At 47.3% G+C, this 18,251-nt stretch carries 19 protein-coding genes, 1 tRNA gene and 1 pseudogene; 5 read left to right on the top strand and 16 right to left on the bottom strand.

What is annotated here, in order from left to right:
* Positions 1-138: 138 nt before the first annotated feature.
* The 14 genes and pseudogenes from AAIG39_RS04600 to AAIG39_RS04535 all read right to left on the bottom strand — a co-directional run bounded on the left by AAIG39_RS04600 (position 139) and on the right by AAIG39_RS04535 (position 12,038).
* On the bottom strand, positions 139-1,125 hold the full coding sequence (locus AAIG39_RS04600; RefSeq protein WP_343193285.1) for a fimbrial protein: 987 nt from the start codon (positions 1,123-1,125) through the stop codon (positions 139-141).
* A gap of 24 nt (positions 1,126-1,149) precedes the next feature.
* A complete protein-coding gene (locus AAIG39_RS04595) occupies positions 1,150-1,866 on the bottom strand; it encodes a fimbrial biogenesis chaperone (protein ID WP_343193284.1) in 717 nt (238 codons plus the stop codon).
* 340 nt (positions 1,867-2,206) lie between these two features.
* Positions 2,207-4,114, bottom strand: coding sequence for a flagellin N-terminal helical domain-containing protein (locus AAIG39_RS04590; RefSeq protein WP_343193283.1), 1,908 nt, complete (start codon positions 4,112-4,114; stop codon positions 2,207-2,209).
* Positions 4,115-4,503: 389 nt separating this feature from the next.
* On the bottom strand, positions 4,504-4,713 hold the full coding sequence (locus AAIG39_RS04585; RefSeq protein WP_343193282.1) for a YdgH/BhsA/McbA family protein: 210 nt from the start codon (positions 4,711-4,713) through the stop codon (positions 4,504-4,506).
* 237 nt (positions 4,714-4,950) lie between these two features.
* Positions 4,951-5,286 carry a hypothetical protein gene (locus AAIG39_RS04580; RefSeq protein ID WP_343193281.1) on the bottom strand — a complete coding sequence of 112 codons (336 nt, stop codon included), beginning with the start codon at positions 5,284-5,286 and terminating at the stop codon, positions 4,951-4,953.
* Between the two features lie 300 nt (positions 5,287-5,586).
* Positions 5,587-5,796, bottom strand: a complete 210-nt coding sequence (locus AAIG39_RS04575; protein WP_039080088.1) for a YdgH/BhsA/McbA family protein — start codon at positions 5,794-5,796, stop codon at positions 5,587-5,589.
* 895 nt (positions 5,797-6,691) lie between these two features.
* Positions 6,692-8,284, bottom strand: coding sequence for an anti-phage dCTP deaminase (locus AAIG39_RS04570; RefSeq protein ID WP_343193280.1), 1,593 nt, complete (start codon positions 8,282-8,284; stop codon positions 6,692-6,694).
* 10 nt (positions 8,285-8,294) lie between these two features.
* Positions 8,295-8,480, bottom strand: coding sequence for a hypothetical protein (locus AAIG39_RS04565; protein ID WP_343193279.1), 186 nt, complete (start codon positions 8,478-8,480; stop codon positions 8,295-8,297).
* A gap of 463 nt (positions 8,481-8,943) precedes the next feature.
* Positions 8,944-10,446: pseudogene (locus AAIG39_RS04560) on the bottom strand (primase-helicase zinc-binding domain-containing protein); the annotation flags it as partial.
* 11 nt (positions 10,447-10,457) lie between these two features.
* Positions 10,458-10,778 (bottom strand): DUF5375 domain-containing protein, encoded by a 321-nt coding sequence (locus AAIG39_RS04555; protein ID WP_343193278.1) that lies wholly within the window; start codon positions 10,776-10,778, stop codon positions 10,458-10,460.
* Positions 10,775-11,008, bottom strand: a complete 234-nt coding sequence (locus AAIG39_RS04550; RefSeq protein ID WP_334749487.1) for a hypothetical protein — start codon at positions 11,006-11,008, stop codon at positions 10,775-10,777. Before AAIG39_RS04550 ends, AAIG39_RS04555 begins: the two co-directional genes overlap by 4 nt.
* Positions 11,005-11,547, bottom strand: a complete 543-nt coding sequence (locus AAIG39_RS04545) for a host cell division inhibitor Icd-like protein (protein WP_343193277.1) — start codon at positions 11,545-11,547, stop codon at positions 11,005-11,007. The genes AAIG39_RS04550 and AAIG39_RS04545 overlap by 4 nt, the downstream gene beginning before the upstream one ends.
* A gap of 9 nt (positions 11,548-11,556) precedes the next feature.
* Positions 11,557-11,775 carry a hypothetical protein gene (locus AAIG39_RS04540; protein ID WP_343193276.1) on the bottom strand — a complete coding sequence of 73 codons (219 nt, stop codon included), beginning with the start codon at positions 11,773-11,775 and terminating at the stop codon, positions 11,557-11,559.
* A complete protein-coding gene (locus AAIG39_RS04535) occupies positions 11,772-12,038 on the bottom strand; it encodes a helix-turn-helix transcriptional regulator (RefSeq protein ID WP_343193275.1) in 267 nt (88 codons plus the stop codon). Before AAIG39_RS04535 ends, AAIG39_RS04540 begins: the two co-directional genes overlap by 4 nt.
* Before the next feature lie 560 nt (positions 12,039-12,598).
* Here AAIG39_RS04535 and AAIG39_RS04530 point away from each other — a divergent pair.
* The 5 genes from AAIG39_RS04530 (at position 12,599) to AAIG39_RS04510 (ending at position 16,322) form a co-directional block, all read left to right on the top strand.
* Positions 12,599-13,348 carry a capsid protein gene (locus tag AAIG39_RS04530; RefSeq protein ID WP_343193326.1) on the top strand — a complete coding sequence of 250 codons (750 nt, stop codon included), beginning with the start codon at positions 12,599-12,601 and terminating at the stop codon, positions 13,346-13,348.
* A gap of 3 nt (positions 13,349-13,351) precedes the next feature.
* Positions 13,352-13,552 carry an ogr/Delta-like zinc finger family protein gene (locus AAIG39_RS04525; protein ID WP_096980945.1) on the top strand — a complete coding sequence of 67 codons (201 nt, stop codon included), beginning with the start codon at positions 13,352-13,354 and terminating at the stop codon, positions 13,550-13,552.
* Positions 13,553-13,597: 45 nt separating this feature from the next.
* Positions 13,598-14,173: a phage polarity suppression protein gene (locus tag AAIG39_RS04520; RefSeq protein WP_343193274.1), complete on the top strand. Its 576-nt coding sequence runs from the start codon at positions 13,598-13,600 to the stop codon at positions 14,171-14,173.
* 485 nt (positions 14,174-14,658) lie between these two features.
* A complete protein-coding gene (locus AAIG39_RS04515; RefSeq protein ID WP_343193273.1) occupies positions 14,659-15,504 on the top strand; it encodes a pentapeptide repeat-containing protein in 846 nt (281 codons plus the stop codon).
* On the top strand, positions 15,504-16,322 hold the full coding sequence (locus AAIG39_RS04510) for a hypothetical protein (protein WP_343193272.1): 819 nt from the start codon (positions 15,504-15,506) through the stop codon (positions 16,320-16,322). The genes AAIG39_RS04515 and AAIG39_RS04510 overlap by 1 nt, the downstream gene beginning before the upstream one ends.
* Here the strand turns inward: AAIG39_RS04510 and AAIG39_RS04505 are convergent.
* The gene (locus AAIG39_RS04505) at positions 16,283-17,479 is read right to left on the bottom strand and encodes a tyrosine-type recombinase/integrase (protein WP_343193271.1); all 1,197 of its coding nucleotides are present in this window, start codon (positions 17,477-17,479) and stop codon (positions 16,283-16,285) included. The genes AAIG39_RS04510 and AAIG39_RS04505 overlap by 40 nt on opposite strands.
* A gap of 162 nt (positions 17,480-17,641) precedes the next feature.
* A tRNA-Sec gene (locus AAIG39_RS04500) sits at positions 17,642-17,736 on the bottom strand.
* Positions 17,737-18,251: the final 515 nt, after the last annotated feature.

Below are 18,251 nucleotides of genomic sequence, written 5' to 3'. Positions count from 1 at the left end.
GGCTGAACCGAGTTAGGGCAGGGAAACGTGATCTGTGGCGAGGTTTTGAATAATGGCTTGTTGCCCGAGCGAGATGAGGCGGCGAAGAGCCGCCTTTCTTCCCCTCCCTGAGCGAGAGGGGAAATTTAACAACTAAGCCTATTCATAGGCCATTTCAAACTCTACGGCTGAATTGGCCGTGCCGCCTTTGACTATCCCGGTACGGATATAGCGGGCCCGCATGGGAATGGTGTAGTTGCCTGCACCGCTATAGCCGGTAAATTTGGTTTTAGTGTTAAAGGGGACGTTGGTGCCATTTTCATACTGAACCTGGACACCCACCCCGCTGGCCGTCGAACCACTTTTCAGGCTGATATACTGCCCGGCTCCCGTGCCATTGAGGGTTACGCCTGCTGCGGGTTTAAAGGTGTAACTGACCGATGTCATGCCCGCATCACAGTTGTTGATAGTAAAGTTAAACGGCGTGGCCGCGCTGGTGGAGCCGACGGAGGGAAAATCAGCGCTGGCGTGTTTTTTCATATCAACGCTGATATCGGGGGTTTCGCAGGCTGCGGCTTTGATCACTGCTGAGCCTGTCATAGTAAGCATGTTATATCGGGCACCACCACTCGTGGTGGTCGCAGTATTCGCCCATGCTTCCACAGTAATATTCGGGGTAACTGTTCCTGCTGATACGGGACCAATAATGTAGTACTGCGCTTTGATATTGGTAAGCCATGCACCACCACTATAACTGTATCCGCCCGAGACCAGGTACCATCGTTTAATATCATTATCCACAATGACCGTACCGAGGAAGTCATCCCAGACTTTAATTCCGATCCCTTCAACATTTGTCTTGTAGATACCAGAAAAAGATGAGGGTGTTAAGGCAGTGCCAAACTTTAAATGTGTATAGGTAGCGCCGCCAGAGCAGGAAATCGTCCTACTGACACCCGCGCCGATTGACATCACACTACCAATGGGGCCAGTTGCTTTATTTTTCGGAATATTAAATGTTTGTGTTGGTAGCGTTGCCGAATAACTATAAGTACCACCTGAGACATTACAGCCAGCCCAGGTGAATGGGCTAACAGACATGATTCCGAATAGTGCGGATACTTTTAATAGAATTTTAGTTATCATTTTAATTCCTTTTAAATTATATTATTATTTAGTGTATGTGGTATCGTGTTTAACAAAATAACCGTAATCATTAATTATGCTGAGTGATAATTTTTTATTATCCTCTGTTTCTGTTTTTTTAAATGAAAACATTTTTGTGCCCTTCGCCGGACACATACCGTTGCGCCTGTCGCCGCTATTATCTGCGTCACTTGCGATCCGGATATTATTAATGGATACGTTAAAGGCCGATGGATTCTCACATTCAAGCCCACCGTCCACCGCGTGCCAGCGCAGGGCGGAGATAGCCTGCTCTGGCGAGCCGGGAAGCCCCTGCGGGCGGTAGAAAATTTTCAAGCATGATCGCACGGAAAAATGTACATAATCCTTTGTTCTGTTAGCCTTTCCGGCAGGCTTTGGCTGTACTTCTTGCACGTTAAGCCAGAAGACGGATTCTCTGTCCTGCGGTACGTTGCCGCCGGTAAAGAGAATACGCAGAGTCTGACCTTTACCGGCATCCAGGCGGAAAATGGGTGGGGTAACAATAAAAGGCACGGTCGCTTTAACGATGGAGGCCTCAGGATCTCCGCTATCTATCCAGGCCTGGATCAGACGGGGAGTATCCGCAAGATTGGTCATACCGAGAGTCACTTCTCTTTTGTCTGCAGGATAGATAACCCGTGTACTGTCAATCACAATGCCAGCCTGAGCCGAGGAGAGAAATAACGCAAATGAAAGCGCCGGGGAAAAGAGAATCTTCATACCCAACCTCCCTGAATGGGTTTTGATTAATCTGCCCTGTATTTTTACAGGGCGAAGGTATGACTAAATATAAATGTCTGGCGAGAGCTATTGATATAACCTATGAATATGCTTATATCCACTTATGATGTGAATGTATTTCCGTTATTATTCCTCGTTAAAGTTAAGGGTTAATCTAATAATAAGAGGAAATGTTTGTTTTTTAATATTTAAAAGCCGCTTTAGGAATATATTTAGTTTCTATTTATGGGATTTGTGACGCAAAGAGAGAAAATTGAGGAATGAGAAAAAACATTCCTCTTAAAAAAACTTATTTCTCCCTCGGTGAAGGTAAATAAGATCATTGCTTAAGCAGCGACAAAACGACCTCTGGCGTCATATTCGCCTTGACCAGTACCTGCATGCTGGATTGCTGCAAAATCTGTGCTCTGGTCATCGCGGAAACCTCGCTGGCGTAATCCGCATCTTCAATTCTGGAACGTGTCGCCGCTATGTTAGCTGCGGCATTACTCTGCGCATTTTGTACGGATGTCAATCGATTGGCGACGGCACCCAGCTCGGTGCGACGCGTATCCACCTTACTGATGGCGTTATCAATAGCAGCAAGCGGGTTTTCCGGGTTACGTAAGCGAATTTCCGAACCCACTTCCCGGATATTCAGGGTGGTGTAATTACTTGATGCATCCGTACTGGAACCCATTGCGGCTGTGTAATAGATCTGCACTGCGCCAATACCGTTAAGTGTTTTCAGATAGAAGGTGTTGGTCAGGTCGTTTTGCACGGCCAGCGTGGATGTCTTCGCGCCATACGTGGTGCTGGCGGGCAGGTTCATATAATAGTTGCCGTCGCTATCCAGACGCAGTACATCGTTGAAAACATTACCATCAGCGTCAGTGTAGTTCACTTCCACATGTGCGGGGTCCAGCGTCACATGCGACGTCCCGCTAACACTGGTCACGGCGGTAAATCCATTCTGGCTGGTGTTGCTGGTGGCCGTTACGCTTAATGACGTTGTCGTACCGTCTGTCGTCGCATTCACCGTTGCCGGGTAATACCTGTAACTTCCGCTACCGTCGCTGACTTCCATCATGTACTGGCTACCGGATTTCACCAGCCTGCCCGCCACCGAATTACCATTGGCATCCGTAAAGGTGGTGGCCGTGGTACTGGTATCGATGGCCGGTGTGGTCGTGACAGTGGTCGGCAGGACAGGCAATTGGGTATCCAGCAATCCGCTGTTGCTGGTCATGGTGGCGGTCACAGCACCGGATGTACCAAAACTCAGCGTGGCGGGATAGTAAAAATCATCCTGCTCAATGTAATACTGGCCGTTTGACTTGGTCAGCGTTGCGCCGCTTAAAGTCGCACCGTTGGTATCGACCGCATTAAGTGTGGTAATGGTGCGGGAGGATATCTGGCTGACATCACTATAAAGTTTGGTCGCGCTGGTGGCCGAAATCGAGACTGTACCGCTCCCGGCCTGAGTATCCCAGTCCGCGTGGTAGATGGCTGGCAGAAAAGCCGCGTTGCCGTTGGTATCTGTACCCTGAATATAATACTGACCGTTGGCCGTGCTTCTGACCAGCTGTGGCGAGGATAACCCTGACGCTGCATAATTGACTGTGACCGCACTGCTGTTCAGAGAAATATTGTAAGCCGTGCTGTTGTAACCGTTGGTATCGACGATGTTGTTACTGATGCCTCTGATCACCAGATCTTTTAAGCCAATTTCATTGACGCTAAAGCCGGGTGCGGATAAATCGAGATCGATCTTTTGGTTGTCGTTCGCGCCCACCTGAAAACCGACTTTTCCTGCGCTGCCATTTAAAAGTGAAATGCCGTTAAACTGCGAGGAACTATTAATCTGGTCGATAGCTTTGAGGTTGAGGTTAATTTCTGCCTGAATTGCATCGGAATCGGTTTGTGAGTAAGTGCCGTTCAGTCCCTGCACCGTTAATTCGCGGATACGCTGTAACCGGTTGTTCACCTCATTGAGCGCGCTTTCCGCCGTATCAATCATCGATAAGCCATCACCCGCATTACGCTGCGCCTGCTTAAGCCCGTTTTGCTGGCTGGTTAAGCGGTTGGAGATGGCCTGTCCCGCGGCGTTGTCGCTGGCGCTGTTAATACGCATCCCGGAAGAAAGGCGACGGATCGCGGTTTCCAGCGAGGATGCACTTTTGACGGATTGCTTTTGGACATTTAGCGCTGAGACATTAGTTTTAAGGCTAATCATTACCTGGCTCACAAAATCTTCCCTGGTATCCGTTATCGGCATCTCCATATTTTCTTTAGGGAGAAAATTTCCGCTAAGTCAGCTGGTTATTAAAGACGAGTTTTTTTGACTGGATGCAGGCGTAACTGGCGTTTATTTTCGGATAATAGTGCTGTTTTACGTCTCAATCGTGAAATTTCAATCTGTGAAATTGCGAAGCCTACAAAATAAGGTAGGGTGGGGAAGGTATTGATTAATAAACAGATAACAGTGAGCAATGTAGTCTGACAAGACGGCGCAATATTCACCAGACCGCAAACGCAAAAAAGCCCCCGAAGGGGCCAGAAGGGTTTTTTGCCAGAGGGCGAAACCGGCCGCCTCGCGGCGACCTGTCCGGCAGCTCCCTCTGCGACCATTCGGTCTTATTTGCTCAGTTCAGCCGTCATATGAACAACGTTGTTCACGGTCGCTTCGGTAATTTTGTAAGAGGCGCCGGCCTGGTGTGCCTGGGCGGCGATTTTCGCTTCTGCACCGTCGATGGTGGAGGAGCTTGCGGTCACGCTCTGTGCGAAAGCGCCGAAAGACATTACGGAAAGAGCGGCAACTGCAACGAAATTTTTGATGGACTTCATGGTCGTGTTCCTTAAGTTATTTGTTCGGGATAGGGCGTTTTGCCCTGATGTGATGAATAATAGACCGACCATTGGGTAATGAAAATCTAAACTATTTGCCGATAACGTTCAAAAAAATAGAACATGTTTTGAGCGCATTTGCAGACACTGTAACCCCGGTTGCTCTGCTGTATGACCGGGGCAACTCTAACCCGGAGAAGACGATTTACGCCGCATCCGGGAAGCGAGACAGCAGTGTTATGGATTAGCGTATTCGAGGATTTCTTCACCCATCAGGGTGCAGTCATTAAGGAAGATAAATCTCATCCGATATTTCCCTTTATAGATATTTCCCCACACCTGCAATACATCGAAATATTGTGATTTATTTTGCGGATTTTGGATTTTTGCCAGCGGGGTGACATGGTCATCGATTTCCACCCTGTCATCATTATTACGATAAAAAGCCAGAAGTTTTTTTGCTTCCGAAATTGCCTGCGGCTTACAGGTTTCGGCAGATTTTTTTTCAGCGGCGAATAAAGGGAAAGATATCGTAAATAGTAAAGATGTCATGAAGGCGACAATAGTTTTCATCTTGAGGCAACCTTTTAACATGTAAATGATGGGTGCCTGTCGTCACCCAACCAGGGTTAATAAGGTTACTCTATTTACGTCGTAAGATGTCCGTATATTGAGCACTACCGGATTGCAGACGTAAAAAGCAGCTGTAGCCCGGATAAGGCGTTTATGCCGCATCCTGGAACCCGCCGCGCAATATTCACAAACCGTAAACGCAAAAAAGCCCCCGAAGGGGCCAGAAGGGTTTTCTGTCAGAGGGCGAAACCGGCCGCCTCGCGGCGACCTGTCCGGCAGCTCCCTCTGCGACCATTCGCCTTATTTGCTCAGTTCAGCCGTCATATGAACAACGTTGTTCACGGTTGCTTCGGTAATTTTGTAAGAGGCGCCGGCCTGGTGTGCCTGGGCGGCGATTTTCGCTTCTGCACCGTCGATGGTGGAGGAGCTTGCGGTCACGCTCTGAGCGAAAGCACCGAAAGACATTACGGAAAGAGCGGCAACTGCAACGAAAGTTTTGATGGATTTCATGGTCGTGTTCCTTAAGTTATTTGTTCGGGATAGGGCGTGTTGCCCTGATGTGATGAATAATAGACCGACCATTGGGTGATGAAAATCTAAACCATTTGCCGATAACGTTCAAAAAAATAGAACATGTTTTGAGCGCATTTGCAGACACTGTAACCCCGGTGGCGCTGTGCTTACCGGGGCAACGAACTCACCAGACATCCGGTGTCGCACCCCGCTTCACGAGTCCCTTGCTGGAAAGCGTCAACCTGGCGTGCTGGTGTCGCAATGATCTGATGAGGGCATTTTAAAAGTCAGGATGAGTTCCGGGGGATATCAACTCAAATGCTTTATCAATACATTTTGATTTTAATTCTGGTGATAAATCATTCGGTAAGTTTAAATAAAATGAGATACCGTCTTTTTATTTGATAAGTAAGATAAGGGCAGGAAATTTATGAGGAACTTTGGCGGAAGATCACAGGAGTGGGGTTGTGGTTTTATCTTATTGTTTTTATTAATCTTTATAGGGATATAATTATTTATTATACATATTCTTATACACATTTGCTTGACTGACAAGCTATCTATAGATAAAGCACCAGCGACCGTTCTTATCAAAAAAACTTTTTTTTAGAAAAACTGTTCACACTGTTCACTACGCACTTTTATTTATAATATTCATGAGGTTATAAGGTGAATGGTTGGTGAACAGTGAACACTTTACTGTTCATCTCCGCTGCTATAGATACAAGCGTTATAATCTGCTGCGAGCGAGAAGCAGACCAACCGAGTCAGAAAATGACGATGATTATCGGTTACTACTAACATCTTGGTTTGCCAATCGATGAAGAGCAAGCCATGATAGTTATAAAAATCCCTCTCCCTATCCTTACAGTAATAAGGATAGGGGGGCTTATTATTGTGGTTCCGGTTTGGCAACTTCCGTTATGAATTTCTTGGCAACCGCTGACTCATATTTTCTGTAATCATCAAGATATTGAACATCTATATGGTTTTTGTAGCGGACATTAAATTTATTCGCAGTCCCTGTTTTATCATCTTTGCGTTCATCTGTTGGTCTGAAAAATTTATTGTAGCGACGTGGTGATACACCTTCAAAGTCACAAAATATCACTTTAGATGATTCTTCATTCTTTGTTATTGCATCATTATGCAGGTCAAGGGCAAGGCTTTTATCAAATGGCTCTATATATACTACTTTTTTTATTCCAGCAGCGACAATATGTCTTGCACAGTTATGGCAGGGATAGGTAGTCGTATAAAGAATTTTATCTTTAGTATCGCCATTTTGTTTTCTGGCCATTGAAGTAATTACGTCCATTTCAGCATGAATTGATCTGGAGTACTCCATCACGCTTGAAATTTTACTGTCTTTGTAAATACTTTCTGCAATTTTATCTAAGCTGTTTAAAAGTCGGTTCAGATTAATATCTGCAACCGCTTGTCCAGCGGAAATGCCTAACACAGCACTTACTTCATTGGATAGTACGTTTTTTATGCGTTCTTTGATTTTAAGCTTGTTCGTATCATTATAACACTTACCACTTTTGTGAACGCACCGATGATCGTTATCAAAGTCATCACTACTATACAATCCGCCACTAGCTTTAGGTACGTCGTTCTTGCCTACTGCGAGCAGATTACCTTCATCGTCAAACAGTGCAGCCCCTACCTGACGCGACAGACAAGCTGATTGTAATGATGTTGAAAAAGCAGCATACATGCCTTTTTCATTAAATGTCGGTGTCAAACCGTTTTTACCGTGAATAAGGCCAAAAAAACGTTCAACCTTCTTCTTTAGTTCACTTTTTTGACTGAAGTTATTTTTAATGAAAAAATCTGAATCAAGAATAGTTTCTCCGGTTCTTTGTCCATGTGGATCAGAAGATTTATTATCAATATTGATAATTAAATGGAGATCGTCCTTTGTCGATTCGTCAGCAATGAGATTCGTTATTCGGTAATCTAAATCACGCAAAATTCCTAATAAGTAGAAGTTGTGCTGGTATATGACCCTGAACAACTCCACTTCTTCTGGTCTTTTGAACTGATCAATGATGAAGACTGTGCCTTTATAGTCCTCATTAATATAATCAATGTTTTTCTTCTCTAGGGCGATTGCAGCAATCGCCGCTTCTGCCAGTAATTCATTTCTGTTGTAATATTTCCGAAGTTTATTGGCAGTATCTTGAAGTTTTAGATGTCTATTAACTTGAGTGCTTTTGGATGCCGTTAGTGCTGCCTGCTCAAAATAAAGTGGATTTTCCAGAAGTGCACTTATTCGGATATGTACAACATTGTAACCCCATTCTTTGGATATTTCTTCGGCTATTTCGTTTAACGTTCTCATGCCGCATCCAACATATCCACACAATCCAAGATATATATCTTTTGATTGTCTTGAACTTAGAAATTCCATTGACGATGCTGACGTGGAGTCTTTTTTTTCATCCCGTTTTTGCGGTGTTTTTTTCGCTGCTTCTGCCATTGCTAATTACCTAATCAAAATTTATATCAGTATTCATGATTTCAATAAATGCATCCAGAACTTCTTTATTTTTCTTCCTGTTTTCAAATGAAATGACATTTTCATAATTAAATGTTGTTAATTCAATGCAAACAGAGTCAACCTGATCATTGGCAACTACGGTAGATTCTATTTCATTAAATGTTATTACATTCATTTATCTCATCCAAAAAATAATAAAAACCATATGGTTTTTAGTGTACAACAAAACCGCGCACTTTCCCCTCTTTTTAGGGGGGTAAGTGTGGTCCACATCATGTTTATCCCCATGCATGAGAATGTTTACCTATGATGAAGAGCTTCTCATGCTAATTAACGCAATGAATTTAATGATTTTTTAAGGATTTTTCTACTGTTGCGTAAATGTCTATGCATCAATGCATCATAACGATGGCGTCTGACCTGTTCCCTAATAATTAATACAGTGTGGACTTAACAACGTCCGTATTTGGCACTGGGTGGCCTGATAACGTTTAAGGGTAAAAAAATTTTTTGGAAAAACTGTTCGCTCGGTATTTTTATTCATTATTTTCATAATGTTAGCAGGTGAATACATGGTGAACAGTGAACACTTCACTGTTCACTTTTGCCGTTTTGCAGGTAAAAAAAGACCGGCTGTTGCCGGTCACCTCAAGAAAGAGCTGCCAGTCGTAGCGGTTCGCCAGCACCATAAACAGCGCAGCCAGAATCACATCGCGCTTGTCGGCGCGGCCACCGGCAGCCCGGTCGAGCCAGCGCCAGAAATGCGGGGCATGGGTCTCCAGCGTTTCACCTGTCACCGGCGGGGTGAAATCCACATCGCACAGCGTGCGCAGCCAGTGGGATTTGTGGTGCGGGCTGAATATCCCGCTTTTCGTGTCGAGCACGCCGTTACGAAAACCAATCAGACGCCGCGCTGGGGTGTCCTGCTGCGGAATAATCAGTTTCAGCGTCTCCACGACGGAGGCAATTTTCCCCGACGAGAACGGCGCGCGCAGACGCCGGAACAGACCGGCCACATCACGGGCAAAATCGGACGGCGGAATGATTTTCCAGATGCCGTTTTCATAGCGGGACAGGTGCTGGCCGTTCGCATCCACCGCCAGCGCTTCGCCGTAATGTTCATGCACCCGCATGGCCTTTTCACTGGCGCTCATGGCGGTAAACTCCGCTTCACTCATGGTGTCAAACGGGCTTTGTGCCGGTGGCCGGATGGCGTCATAAATCGCGTTACGTGTTGCCTCTTCGCCGTGCCGCACAAACGCATCATTCCAGTCACCGAACACCGGCGGGAGGGCAACCGTGCCGTTACAGGCGTCTGCGGCCGCTGCGGCTTTTGTCTGTCCTTCTCCGTTAAGGTCACGGTCGGCGGCGAGGACAATCTGGCAGGCCGGGTGCTTCTGACGGGCCAGGCTCGCCAGAGAAAGGAGGTTGACGGACGACAGCGCCACCATAACGGTTTCGCCGGTCAGGTGATGCACGGTAAGCGCGGTCGCATACCCCTCCGCTATCCACAGGCGTTTCCCGGCCTGTTTTTTCCCTTCAAGGATATGGCAGCATCCTTTGACTGCACCGCCTTTCAGGGTGCGTTTGAGACCGTCAGCATTGATAAGCTGGAGGTTAACCAGCGCGCCGGTCCCGTCATGCAGTGGCACGACCACATCACCGGCGCTGAACGTCACGCCGCCGGTGTTGTGCGTGGTCGTCAGCATGACACACTCATGACCGGGGAAGCCCTTGCGGGTCAGGTAGGTGTTGCCGGTGGCCGTGCGGGTTTTCTCCATCAGCTTTACGGCCAGCGCAGTCGCCGCTTTACGGTCGGCCTCCGTTGCGGCCTCTGTGTCTGCAATCACCGCCGGGGCCACCGGCGGCAGACTGCCGGTGACGGCGTTCACCTTCCGGGCGGCCTCAGCCGGTTTCACACCGAATACCTTTTCGACCAGTTTCAGGCCGTCACCCGCGCCGCACTGGTTACAGAACCAGGTGCCGCGCCCCTCTTTATCATCAAAGCGAAAGCGGTCAGAGCCGCCACAGACCGGGCAGGCCTGATGCCGGTTTTTAATCACCTTCACCCCCAGCGCCGGGAGAATGCGCGGCCAGTGGCCGCATGCCTGGTTGACGGTTTCCGTTACGTTCATGTTCATTGTTTTTTCCCTCAGTGCAGCACAGGCGTTGTGATATGACGGGCGCAAAGCTCATCCATGACGGCGAGCCCCAGAAAGGACAGTGACGGGGCGGCCTTGAGCGGCCCGGCTTCCATCAAATCCTCAAGAAGCGCACAGGCAATCTGCCGGCCTTTTTCCTCGCCGTGCTGGCGCAGATAGAAGCCCTCCAGTTCGGCGGCAATCGCGCTTTCCAGCGCATCGAGGGTGAGATGCGGATAGCGGTGCTGCCGTTCGCACAGGGTCAGCCAGGCACAGGCGACGGCGCGGCGGTACAGTGCAGCACGTAATACAGGCGGTAATAGCTGTTTCATGCGCGTACCTCCTCAGTGAGCCAGCGCGCATTACAGCGCTCAACCACATCATCAAGCCGGGCGGTCATCAGGTGAATGACGGAGGCGAGCTGTAACTGTTGTGCCGGGTCACGACGGGAGGTGGTGCAGTCCTGTACCTGCATGAGTTCGCCGACAAGCTGGCCGACATTACGCAGGTGTTCAAGATGCTGGAGGTCAGCACGGGTAATGGTCAGGGTCAGGTCTTTCATGCGCACACCTCCGCAACCGGCAGGCGGCCGGCAAACGACAGGATGTAATCACGGACAAGGGCAAGGCGGGCGGCCTGTTCATCATTGGCGACGGTGCGGAGCATACAGATACGGGGCTTGCGGTCTGCACGACGAACGGCGGCAAACACAAAGACAAACTGCGGGTGTGACGGGGTGAGGATAGTAGCCATGATGGCAGCCTCCAATAAGTAGCGGTTATTGCCACCACCGGAGTTCCTACACTCATGGGTGGTGGCCCGGACGGGGGTAGGAATACCGGCCTTATTGGAAACCGGCCAGCCCGAAGGCTGCCCCGCCCGGACCACCATTATGCTTACGAGACCATGATGTATGCAGAAACACCACAGCCCGGAAAATGGGTGTGCCAGAGCAACGACGTAAAAAAAGACGCATGGCGCGTCTGTTGTCGCCAATAAGTAACTCGGGTTCCTACGCCCGGCTGCCGATTTTGCGACAGCGCGGAAACTATACCCGTAAAAAACCCCGGCAGGCAAGCCAGGGAAACGAATAATTAACACAACGGCACCTCAGCAGTCAGTGAGCGTGTCTTCCCCGGCGGGGCGGGAACGGTGATGCTTCTGCTCACCCTGTGGGGCGGCACGCTCCACACTGAACGCCGGTGAACGCACTCTGTATCCCCGGCTGGCGCTTTTCCCTTCCGTGACAGAGGTCAGGGCAAGACTCAGCAGATGGGCATCTTCGGAGGTAAGGGTGTGCTTCTGTTCGCCAATGGTCAGGATAATCATGCGCACATCCCTCCGTTACGACGGGCGATACAGTCCGCCATCCAGGCGCTGACCTCGGAATGTACCCAGGCGACATTTTTTCCCCCGAGAGAGACCTGTTGCGGAAATTCGCTGCGGCTGATGAGGTCATAAATGGTCGAACGGGACAGGCCACAAAGATGCATCACTTCGGGCAGGCGTAAAAAGCGCTCCTGAGTCCTGTCAGGGACGGGCATCACCGGGGGAAGTGGCGCGGGAGATGGAGAAGGAAAAGCGGTGTGCATCGGGCTACCTCATTGGGTTTATACAGCGCCGGGTATGTCTGTCCGGCTTCGGGTAGCTCCCTATTTTGTACATATTTTCAGTCATGGCAACAAGGCCAAATGCGTCTGCCACTGACACAACATAGGCTCAAAAAACAACCGGATGCCGGATATTACTGAATAATGTCGGATAGTGGTGAGGAGTCAGGAAAACAGGAAAGTACAATATATTATGGTGTTTGATTTCGCTTTATTAACAGGAATAAACATTCATTTTTTTATTAACGGACCAATATTTAAATATTGCTTCGGTGAACAGTAGTGAACAGTCGGTGAACAGTTACCCCCTCAACTGTTCACCCTTTAACTTACTGTATTACTTATCTTTTTATTTCCGGTGAACAGTAGTGAACAGTTATCAGTAAAAAAATAAACGGTGAGTGGGGTTTCCTGCGACCTCTTTCTGGCGAGCCGGGGTTATGTCCCTTATGTGCCAACCCTGCCACAACCCTAATGAATCGCCCCGTTGTGTGGTGCACGGCAGAATGACCTCAGCCAACACACACGGAGAGCCTTAAATGATGAAGCCCGCAGACATTATTGCCGCCGCCATGAAAGCGACAGCAGAGAAGCAGAGGAAGGAGAATGAACAGCGCGTGGCCGTTGCCCTGGAGGCGTTCACGCAGGCCCGTGATGCCCACACGGCCAGCATGAAAAAACTGTATGACACCGAAGCGGCCATTCGTCGCAGTGAACAGGAACGGCAGGCCGCGCTGGATGAAAGCGCGGAAGCGGAACAGAGCTGGCGCAGCCGGTTCCGCAACCTCCGCGGTAACCTCACCCCGGAAATGAAAGCCGAACACTCACAGCGCATTGCGAACCGCGAACTGGCGGAAGAGTTCACCGCCCTGATTGCCGAACTGGAAGACGACAAAGACAGTGCGATGCTCGGCGCATGCAGGTCAGCACGTCAGTACACAGATGCACACAGAACGGCATTCACCACGTATGCCGACGGTGAATGGGCCTGTGCCCTGACAGCCATTGACCCGGCACTGATACGCGCTTTTGTGCTGCGTATCCGTTCGCTGGAGTTAAGCGGCAGCGAATCAGCATATGCCACTGCGGCCCGTGAGCTTGCGGACGGCCTGGGGACAATGAAGGCTGTTCACGAGTTTGATATGGCACAGGAGCCGGTATTGTCCGTCACCGGTCTGTACCGCCCGGCACTGACGGGGGTGGATATGAAGCTCTATAACAGCCCGGCCAGACGTACGCAACTCGCTCAGGCACTGGCCGCAAAAAAAGCCGCTAACGGGACGGGGGTATAAATCATGTTTCACTGCCCGTTCTGCAAACACGCCGCCCATTCGCGCACAAGCAGCTACCTGTCGGAAAACGTCAAACGCCGCTATCACCAGTGCCGGAATATTGAATGCTCGGCCACGTTCCGTACCACCGAATCGGTTGACGGGGTGATACGTGCCGGGGTGCTTGTACCGTCCCCGGAGCCGGACAGTCCACCGGCACCGTAAATACACCCTCTCATACACTGTTAAAGACCACGGGAGAGAACACCGTTGACCACACTCACACCACAGCAGGCCTTTGACATCTGTCAGGCCGACAAAACCGCCTGGCTTAACCTGAAAACGGAACGGGAAAAGGCAGAGCAGGCACTGGACGACCATCTTTCCGGTGACAGTGAAAACTGCCCGGTCAGGGTGGCGGCTCTGCGCGGGCGCATTGAGGTGAATAAATGGCAGATTAACCGGGCCGCCGGTCGCTATATCCGCTCGCATGAAACCTTACAGCACGTCAGCATACAAAACGGCCTCGAGGGATTTATGCAGGAGCACGGGGCCACACTGGCCGCCGTACTGGCCCCGGAATTAAAAGCGCTCAACGGCCAGCCGGACTTTATTAAACGTCGCGCCCTCGACCGCGCAACCACGTATCTGCGTGATGCGCTGGCCGCATGGCTGAGCACCGGTCAGGAAATAAATTATTGTGCGCAGGATAATGACATTTTAACCGCCGCCGGACACAGGCCTGACGCGGCTTCGCGGGCAGATAATCAGGAAAAATATACGCCTGCACAGAACCAGATTTATGCGCGCCGGTGTGCAGACATGGCCGCGCAGCACCCCGCCTGAAAATCACCGAAAATCCCGCTATTTTTCCTGAATTACGCCATGCATCCACAGGGTGCATGGTTTTGCATGTGTTTATTCACCTTTTTTACCCCTTCCCGCACCAGTCCCGGCGCGGCCTGAGCCGGTTCATGCGCCTGCATTAAAACCGCCCCGTTAAGCGGGCAGGCGAGGCGGGGAAAGCACTGCGCGCTGAGATTTAAAATATAGTTTCTATGATCAGGGTGATTGTACGGCTTTATCATGATTAATATGCAGCGTAAGACAGCAAGGATTTCATTAGGTTTGACTTTATAGCACCATGGTTCTGGTTTACGGTATTGTGCCGCTGTGGGAATCTTGTTTTGCGGCGCATGTAGGTGAAGTTGTATGGTCTAAGACTAATTGACAAAATGCTGACATAAAGATTACGTTTCTTCCTCGGAGTATTGCTTCTTCATAGTATTTTTTGTTTTAAATGTAGGGATAAATTCTTAAGGATACGTAAAATGAAAGATGATTTTTTTCAAATTTCAGCGCCATTTACAAAAATGGAAACAGAAGATGAATTTTTCAAACTATTAAGTCAAGCCCGGCATATTAATAATATAATGTATATGCCTAATAACTTGACCTCTAAAAAAATAGTTTCAGTAACATTTGAGAATGTATCTTTCTCAAAAACAGAGCTGAAAGATGTAACATTTGAACGTTGTGTTTTTAAGAACTGCTTGTTTATATATTCAATATTTGATGGTGTTCGTTTTCATAGTTGCAGTTTTAACTGTTGTAATTTTTTTCGAGCTAAATTTAACACATCTTGTTATGCTAAACCGGGGCAGTTTAAAAATGCTGTCTGTGATGATAAATATGCTAATGTAGCCGTCTGGCTTTTTGATCAATTAAGATTGCTTTATAAAGAAGAATCGCAAAAAGCTTATAAGGCAGAGGCTGAATATTATTTCAATGATTGGTTGTATGTTCAAAATTACAAAAAGAGAAAAAGTAATGAAAATATATTTGTATTTTACTCTAAGAAAATAGCTTTAAAATTTTATGGTAAGTTGTTTGGGTATGGCTATAGATTGAGGAATTTAGTGCTAACAACTTCTATAATATTTGTATTGTTGGTTGTAATAAATAGATTGCTTGGTGACTTCATTTTCGACTCAGGTGGGATAAATAGTTTCAGCCAATCAATATATTTTACAGTTACAACTATGCTAACACTAGGTGCATCTGGTTTTGGTAATCCTACATGTATTGGTAGATGGTTAATAATTGCAAATGTGCTTTTAGGGATCTCTCTATTGAGTTTCACTGTAAGTGCCTTGTTTAATAGGATTATAAAGTAATGATTGCTATTGAATATGGCAGCAGACATAACGGTGTCGCATCCCGCTATTCAGATCGGGATCTGCTACTGATACATAATGGTTGGAAATATGCCAAAGAGGAAAAAAGGAAATTTCAATTTTTAGGATATGATGTAACAGTAATGAATGAACAAAAAGCTATGTATTTAGCAAGTGCTGGCAGCCTCTTCTTAAAGCATGTCATTGATGAAGGAAAGGTTATTAGTGGTGATTTTGATATATATGAAAAAGTTAATTTTTTATGGAAAGCTAAAAATGATTATCAATATGAAATAGATAGTAATATTGATGTTTTAGAGCTATTAGAGACACTTCCAGAAAATAAATTTTCATTACTTTTCGTTAATGATTTATTGATTACAAGCATTAGAAATATATCTATAAGAAAATTTGCTTCTCAAGGTATTTATATTTTCGCTTGGGAGGAGATATTTAAACAGTTATATCATCACGGATGGATAAACAAAGGGGAAGTGAAGGTTCTTCTTTGTGCACGTAAGTTGAAAAATGCTTATAGATTGAAAATGTATTATGATATCGAATTTTCATTTATCAGTACTTTGATGAATATTGCAAAAAAAATAATAAAATTTCATGGCAATTTGAAATTCTGTAACCACAAATCAATTATTTTAGGTCTTCCTGAAAAATTCCAAGAGAGATCTTATAAACAATTGAGGGCTTATGAAGTGGTATGCTCGTTTTACCAGTTTGGTTCTGATGTTAGGAATATTGCTAACATGGTTGCGAATCCTAGCTATTTTTCTAATAGTGATGTAGGCAACGATTTCGGATAAATATAATCACCATACCAGTTCATCATTCCTCTACGCTTTTCAAGATACAGCGCATGATTATAAGTTCCACGAATACTGTTCTTATCCACATGCGCCAACTGCATTTCAATCCACGCACTATCAAATCCCTGTTCATGCAATATTGTTGACATGGTATGGCGAAAACCATGACCTGTAGCGCGGCCTTTGTAACCAAGTAACTCAATCACTTGTGAAACACTTTCTTTCGATATCGGTTTGCTGCGGTTGTTCCTGCCAATAAAGATATAAGGGTAATGGCCTGTAATAGGTTTGAGCTGCTTGAATAGATCAACTACCTGAGTAGATAAAGGGACAATGTGAGGCCTGCGCATTTTCATTCGTTCTGCGGGGATTTCCCAAATCCCTTTGTCCAAATCAATTTCATCCCAAGTTGCAAAGCGCATCTCTTGAGTACGAACACCGGTAAGCATAACTATTTTTGTCGCATTTTTCGTGATGATGCTGCCAGTATATGCTTCAAGATCTCTAACGAAATGAGGCATCTCTTCGGCGGATAAAAATGGATGGTGTTTTTGCTTCGGGACAGCGAGAGCAATTGATAAATCAGGTGCTGGATTGTATTCAGCGCGGCCAGTTATGATCGCATAGCGATAGACCTCGCCGCATCTTTGCCGCACTTTTCTGGTTTTCTCCAGTGCTCCGCGCTTCTCTATTCGCCGCAATACCTCAAGCAGCTCTAAAGGTTTGATTTCATTAATAGGACGTTTCCCAATAAACGGAAAAACATCTTGCTCAAATGTCTTAATGATTTCTTCGCGGTAGCCTACTGTCCAGCGGTCAGCTTTATTTGCGTGCCATTCACGAGATATGGCTTCGAATGAGTTCTCAGTAGAGAGTTGCTGCGCAAGTTTCTGGGCCTTGCGTTCTTCTACTGGGTCAATGCCATTAGAGACTTGCTTACGGGCGGTGTCACGTTTCTCACGTGCTTCTGCAAGGCTCACTAAGTCATAGCTACCAAATGACATCAACCGTGCTTTACCGGCAAAGCGAAAACGGAAACGCCAACCCTTCGAGCCGTCGGGATTGATAAGCAATGACAGGCCTTGCCCGTCGTTCAATGTGTATGGCTTATCTTGGGGCTTTGCTCGTTTGATTTGTATGTCTGTAAGTGCCATATGTATAAGTCAAAAATGTGTATAAAGAATCTATACACATCACTATACATATTTTTCATGGATTCAGGGAGAACTTGTCGGACGGTTACGGATGAGTGATTTACTATATGTTTTGAAATTAAAGGATTTTTTAGACATTCACGGATGGGTACGGAGCAACTTTGGCGGAAGATCACAGGAGTCGAACCTGCCCGGGACCGCTGGCGGCCCCATCTGGATTTGAAGTCCAGCCGCCTCACCGGAGACGACGATCTTCCGCGCCTCGATTGCTACATGGAGGCGGGGCGCATTATAGCCACTTTCAACCATTTACCACATCCCCCATCACACTTTTTTCTCGGTCTGCTGTCCGCTTTTCCATACGTTTAAGTTAAATACTAACTTATTCATGTGGTTACTAAAATTTCTCTTACGGCACAATCGCCGTCATAGTAAACAACAAGCGCCATTCGGTAGCTAAATTCGTGCACACCACGCATAAGCCGTAGAGACTGTGAACGTTTTCAGCCTCTTTTAGCCACGGCTAACCATTTTCCCACATAGCAACCATAGCGACATCTTTGCCCCCCTCTGGCGCAGAGCGTGTAGCGAGGGGGGTTGAGTTCCCGCTGAAATCGGTGAGACGAAGACCCGATGACAAGGGCAGGCCGCCAGGGATGGCGGACTGAGGTTTGTCGGGACATGACAACCATGTGTGCACCGCATCCGGGGCGGGAAGAGCACGATCACTGGCATTTCTCCCCCGTGCCCCACTACGTCTTTCCAGACATTG

Source organism: Phytobacter palmae (assembly GCF_039409775.1).
Classification (GTDB): domain Bacteria; phylum Pseudomonadota; class Gammaproteobacteria; order Enterobacterales; family Enterobacteriaceae; genus Phytobacter; species Phytobacter palmae.
Note: the sequence above shows the minus strand (reverse complement) of the source record. Positions and strands in the feature narration are given on the sequence as shown.

What these genes read in the sequence shown, in the direction of transcription:
- AAIG39_RS04600 (WP_343193285.1), bottom strand. Translation starts at nt 1,125, where the DNA reads ATGATAACTAAAATTCTATTAAAAGTATCCGCACTATTCGGAATCATG.
- AAIG39_RS04595 (WP_343193284.1), bottom strand. Translation starts at nt 1,866, where the DNA reads ATGAAGATTCTCTTTTCCCCGGCGCTTTCATTTGCGTTATTTCTCTCC.
- AAIG39_RS04585 (WP_343193282.1), bottom strand. Translation starts at nt 4,713, where the DNA reads ATGAAGTCCATCAAAAATTTCGTTGCAGTTGCCGCTCTTTCCGTAATG.
- AAIG39_RS04580 (WP_343193281.1), bottom strand. Translation starts at nt 5,286, where the DNA reads ATGAAAACTATTGTCGCCTTCATGACATCTTTACTATTTACGATATCT.
- AAIG39_RS04575 (WP_039080088.1), bottom strand. Translation starts at nt 5,796, where the DNA reads ATGAAATCCATCAAAACTTTCGTTGCAGTTGCCGCTCTTTCCGTAATG.
- AAIG39_RS04570 (WP_343193280.1), bottom strand. Translation starts at nt 8,284, where the DNA reads ATGGCAGAAGCAGCGAAAAAAACACCGCAAAAACGGGATGAAAAAAAA.
- AAIG39_RS04565 (WP_343193279.1), bottom strand. Translation starts at nt 8,480, where the DNA reads ATGAATGTAATAACATTTAATGAAATAGAATCTACCGTAGTTGCCAAT.
- AAIG39_RS04555 (WP_343193278.1), bottom strand. Translation starts at nt 10,778, where the DNA reads ATGAAACAGCTATTACCGCCTGTATTACGTGCTGCACTGTACCGCCGC.
- AAIG39_RS04550 (WP_334749487.1), bottom strand. Translation starts at nt 11,008, where the DNA reads ATGAAAGACCTGACCCTGACCATTACCCGTGCTGACCTCCAGCATCTT.
- AAIG39_RS04540 (WP_343193276.1), bottom strand. Translation starts at nt 11,775, where the DNA reads ATGATTATCCTGACCATTGGCGAACAGAAGCACACCCTTACCTCCGAA.
- AAIG39_RS04535 (WP_343193275.1), bottom strand. Translation starts at nt 12,038, where the DNA reads ATGCACACCGCTTTTCCTTCTCCATCTCCCGCGCCACTTCCCCCGGTG.
- AAIG39_RS04530 (WP_343193326.1), top strand. Translation starts at nt 12,599, where the DNA reads ATGAAGCCCGCAGACATTATTGCCGCCGCCATGAAAGCGACAGCAGAG.
- AAIG39_RS04525 (WP_096980945.1), top strand. Translation starts at nt 13,352, where the DNA reads ATGTTTCACTGCCCGTTCTGCAAACACGCCGCCCATTCGCGCACAAGC.
- AAIG39_RS04515 (WP_343193273.1), top strand. Translation starts at nt 14,659, where the DNA reads ATGAAAGATGATTTTTTTCAAATTTCAGCGCCATTTACAAAAATGGAA.
- AAIG39_RS04510 (WP_343193272.1), top strand. Translation starts at nt 15,504, where the DNA reads ATGATTGCTATTGAATATGGCAGCAGACATAACGGTGTCGCATCCCGC.
- AAIG39_RS04505 (WP_343193271.1), bottom strand. Translation starts at nt 17,479, where the DNA reads ATGGCACTTACAGACATACAAATCAAACGAGCAAAGCCCCAAGATAAG.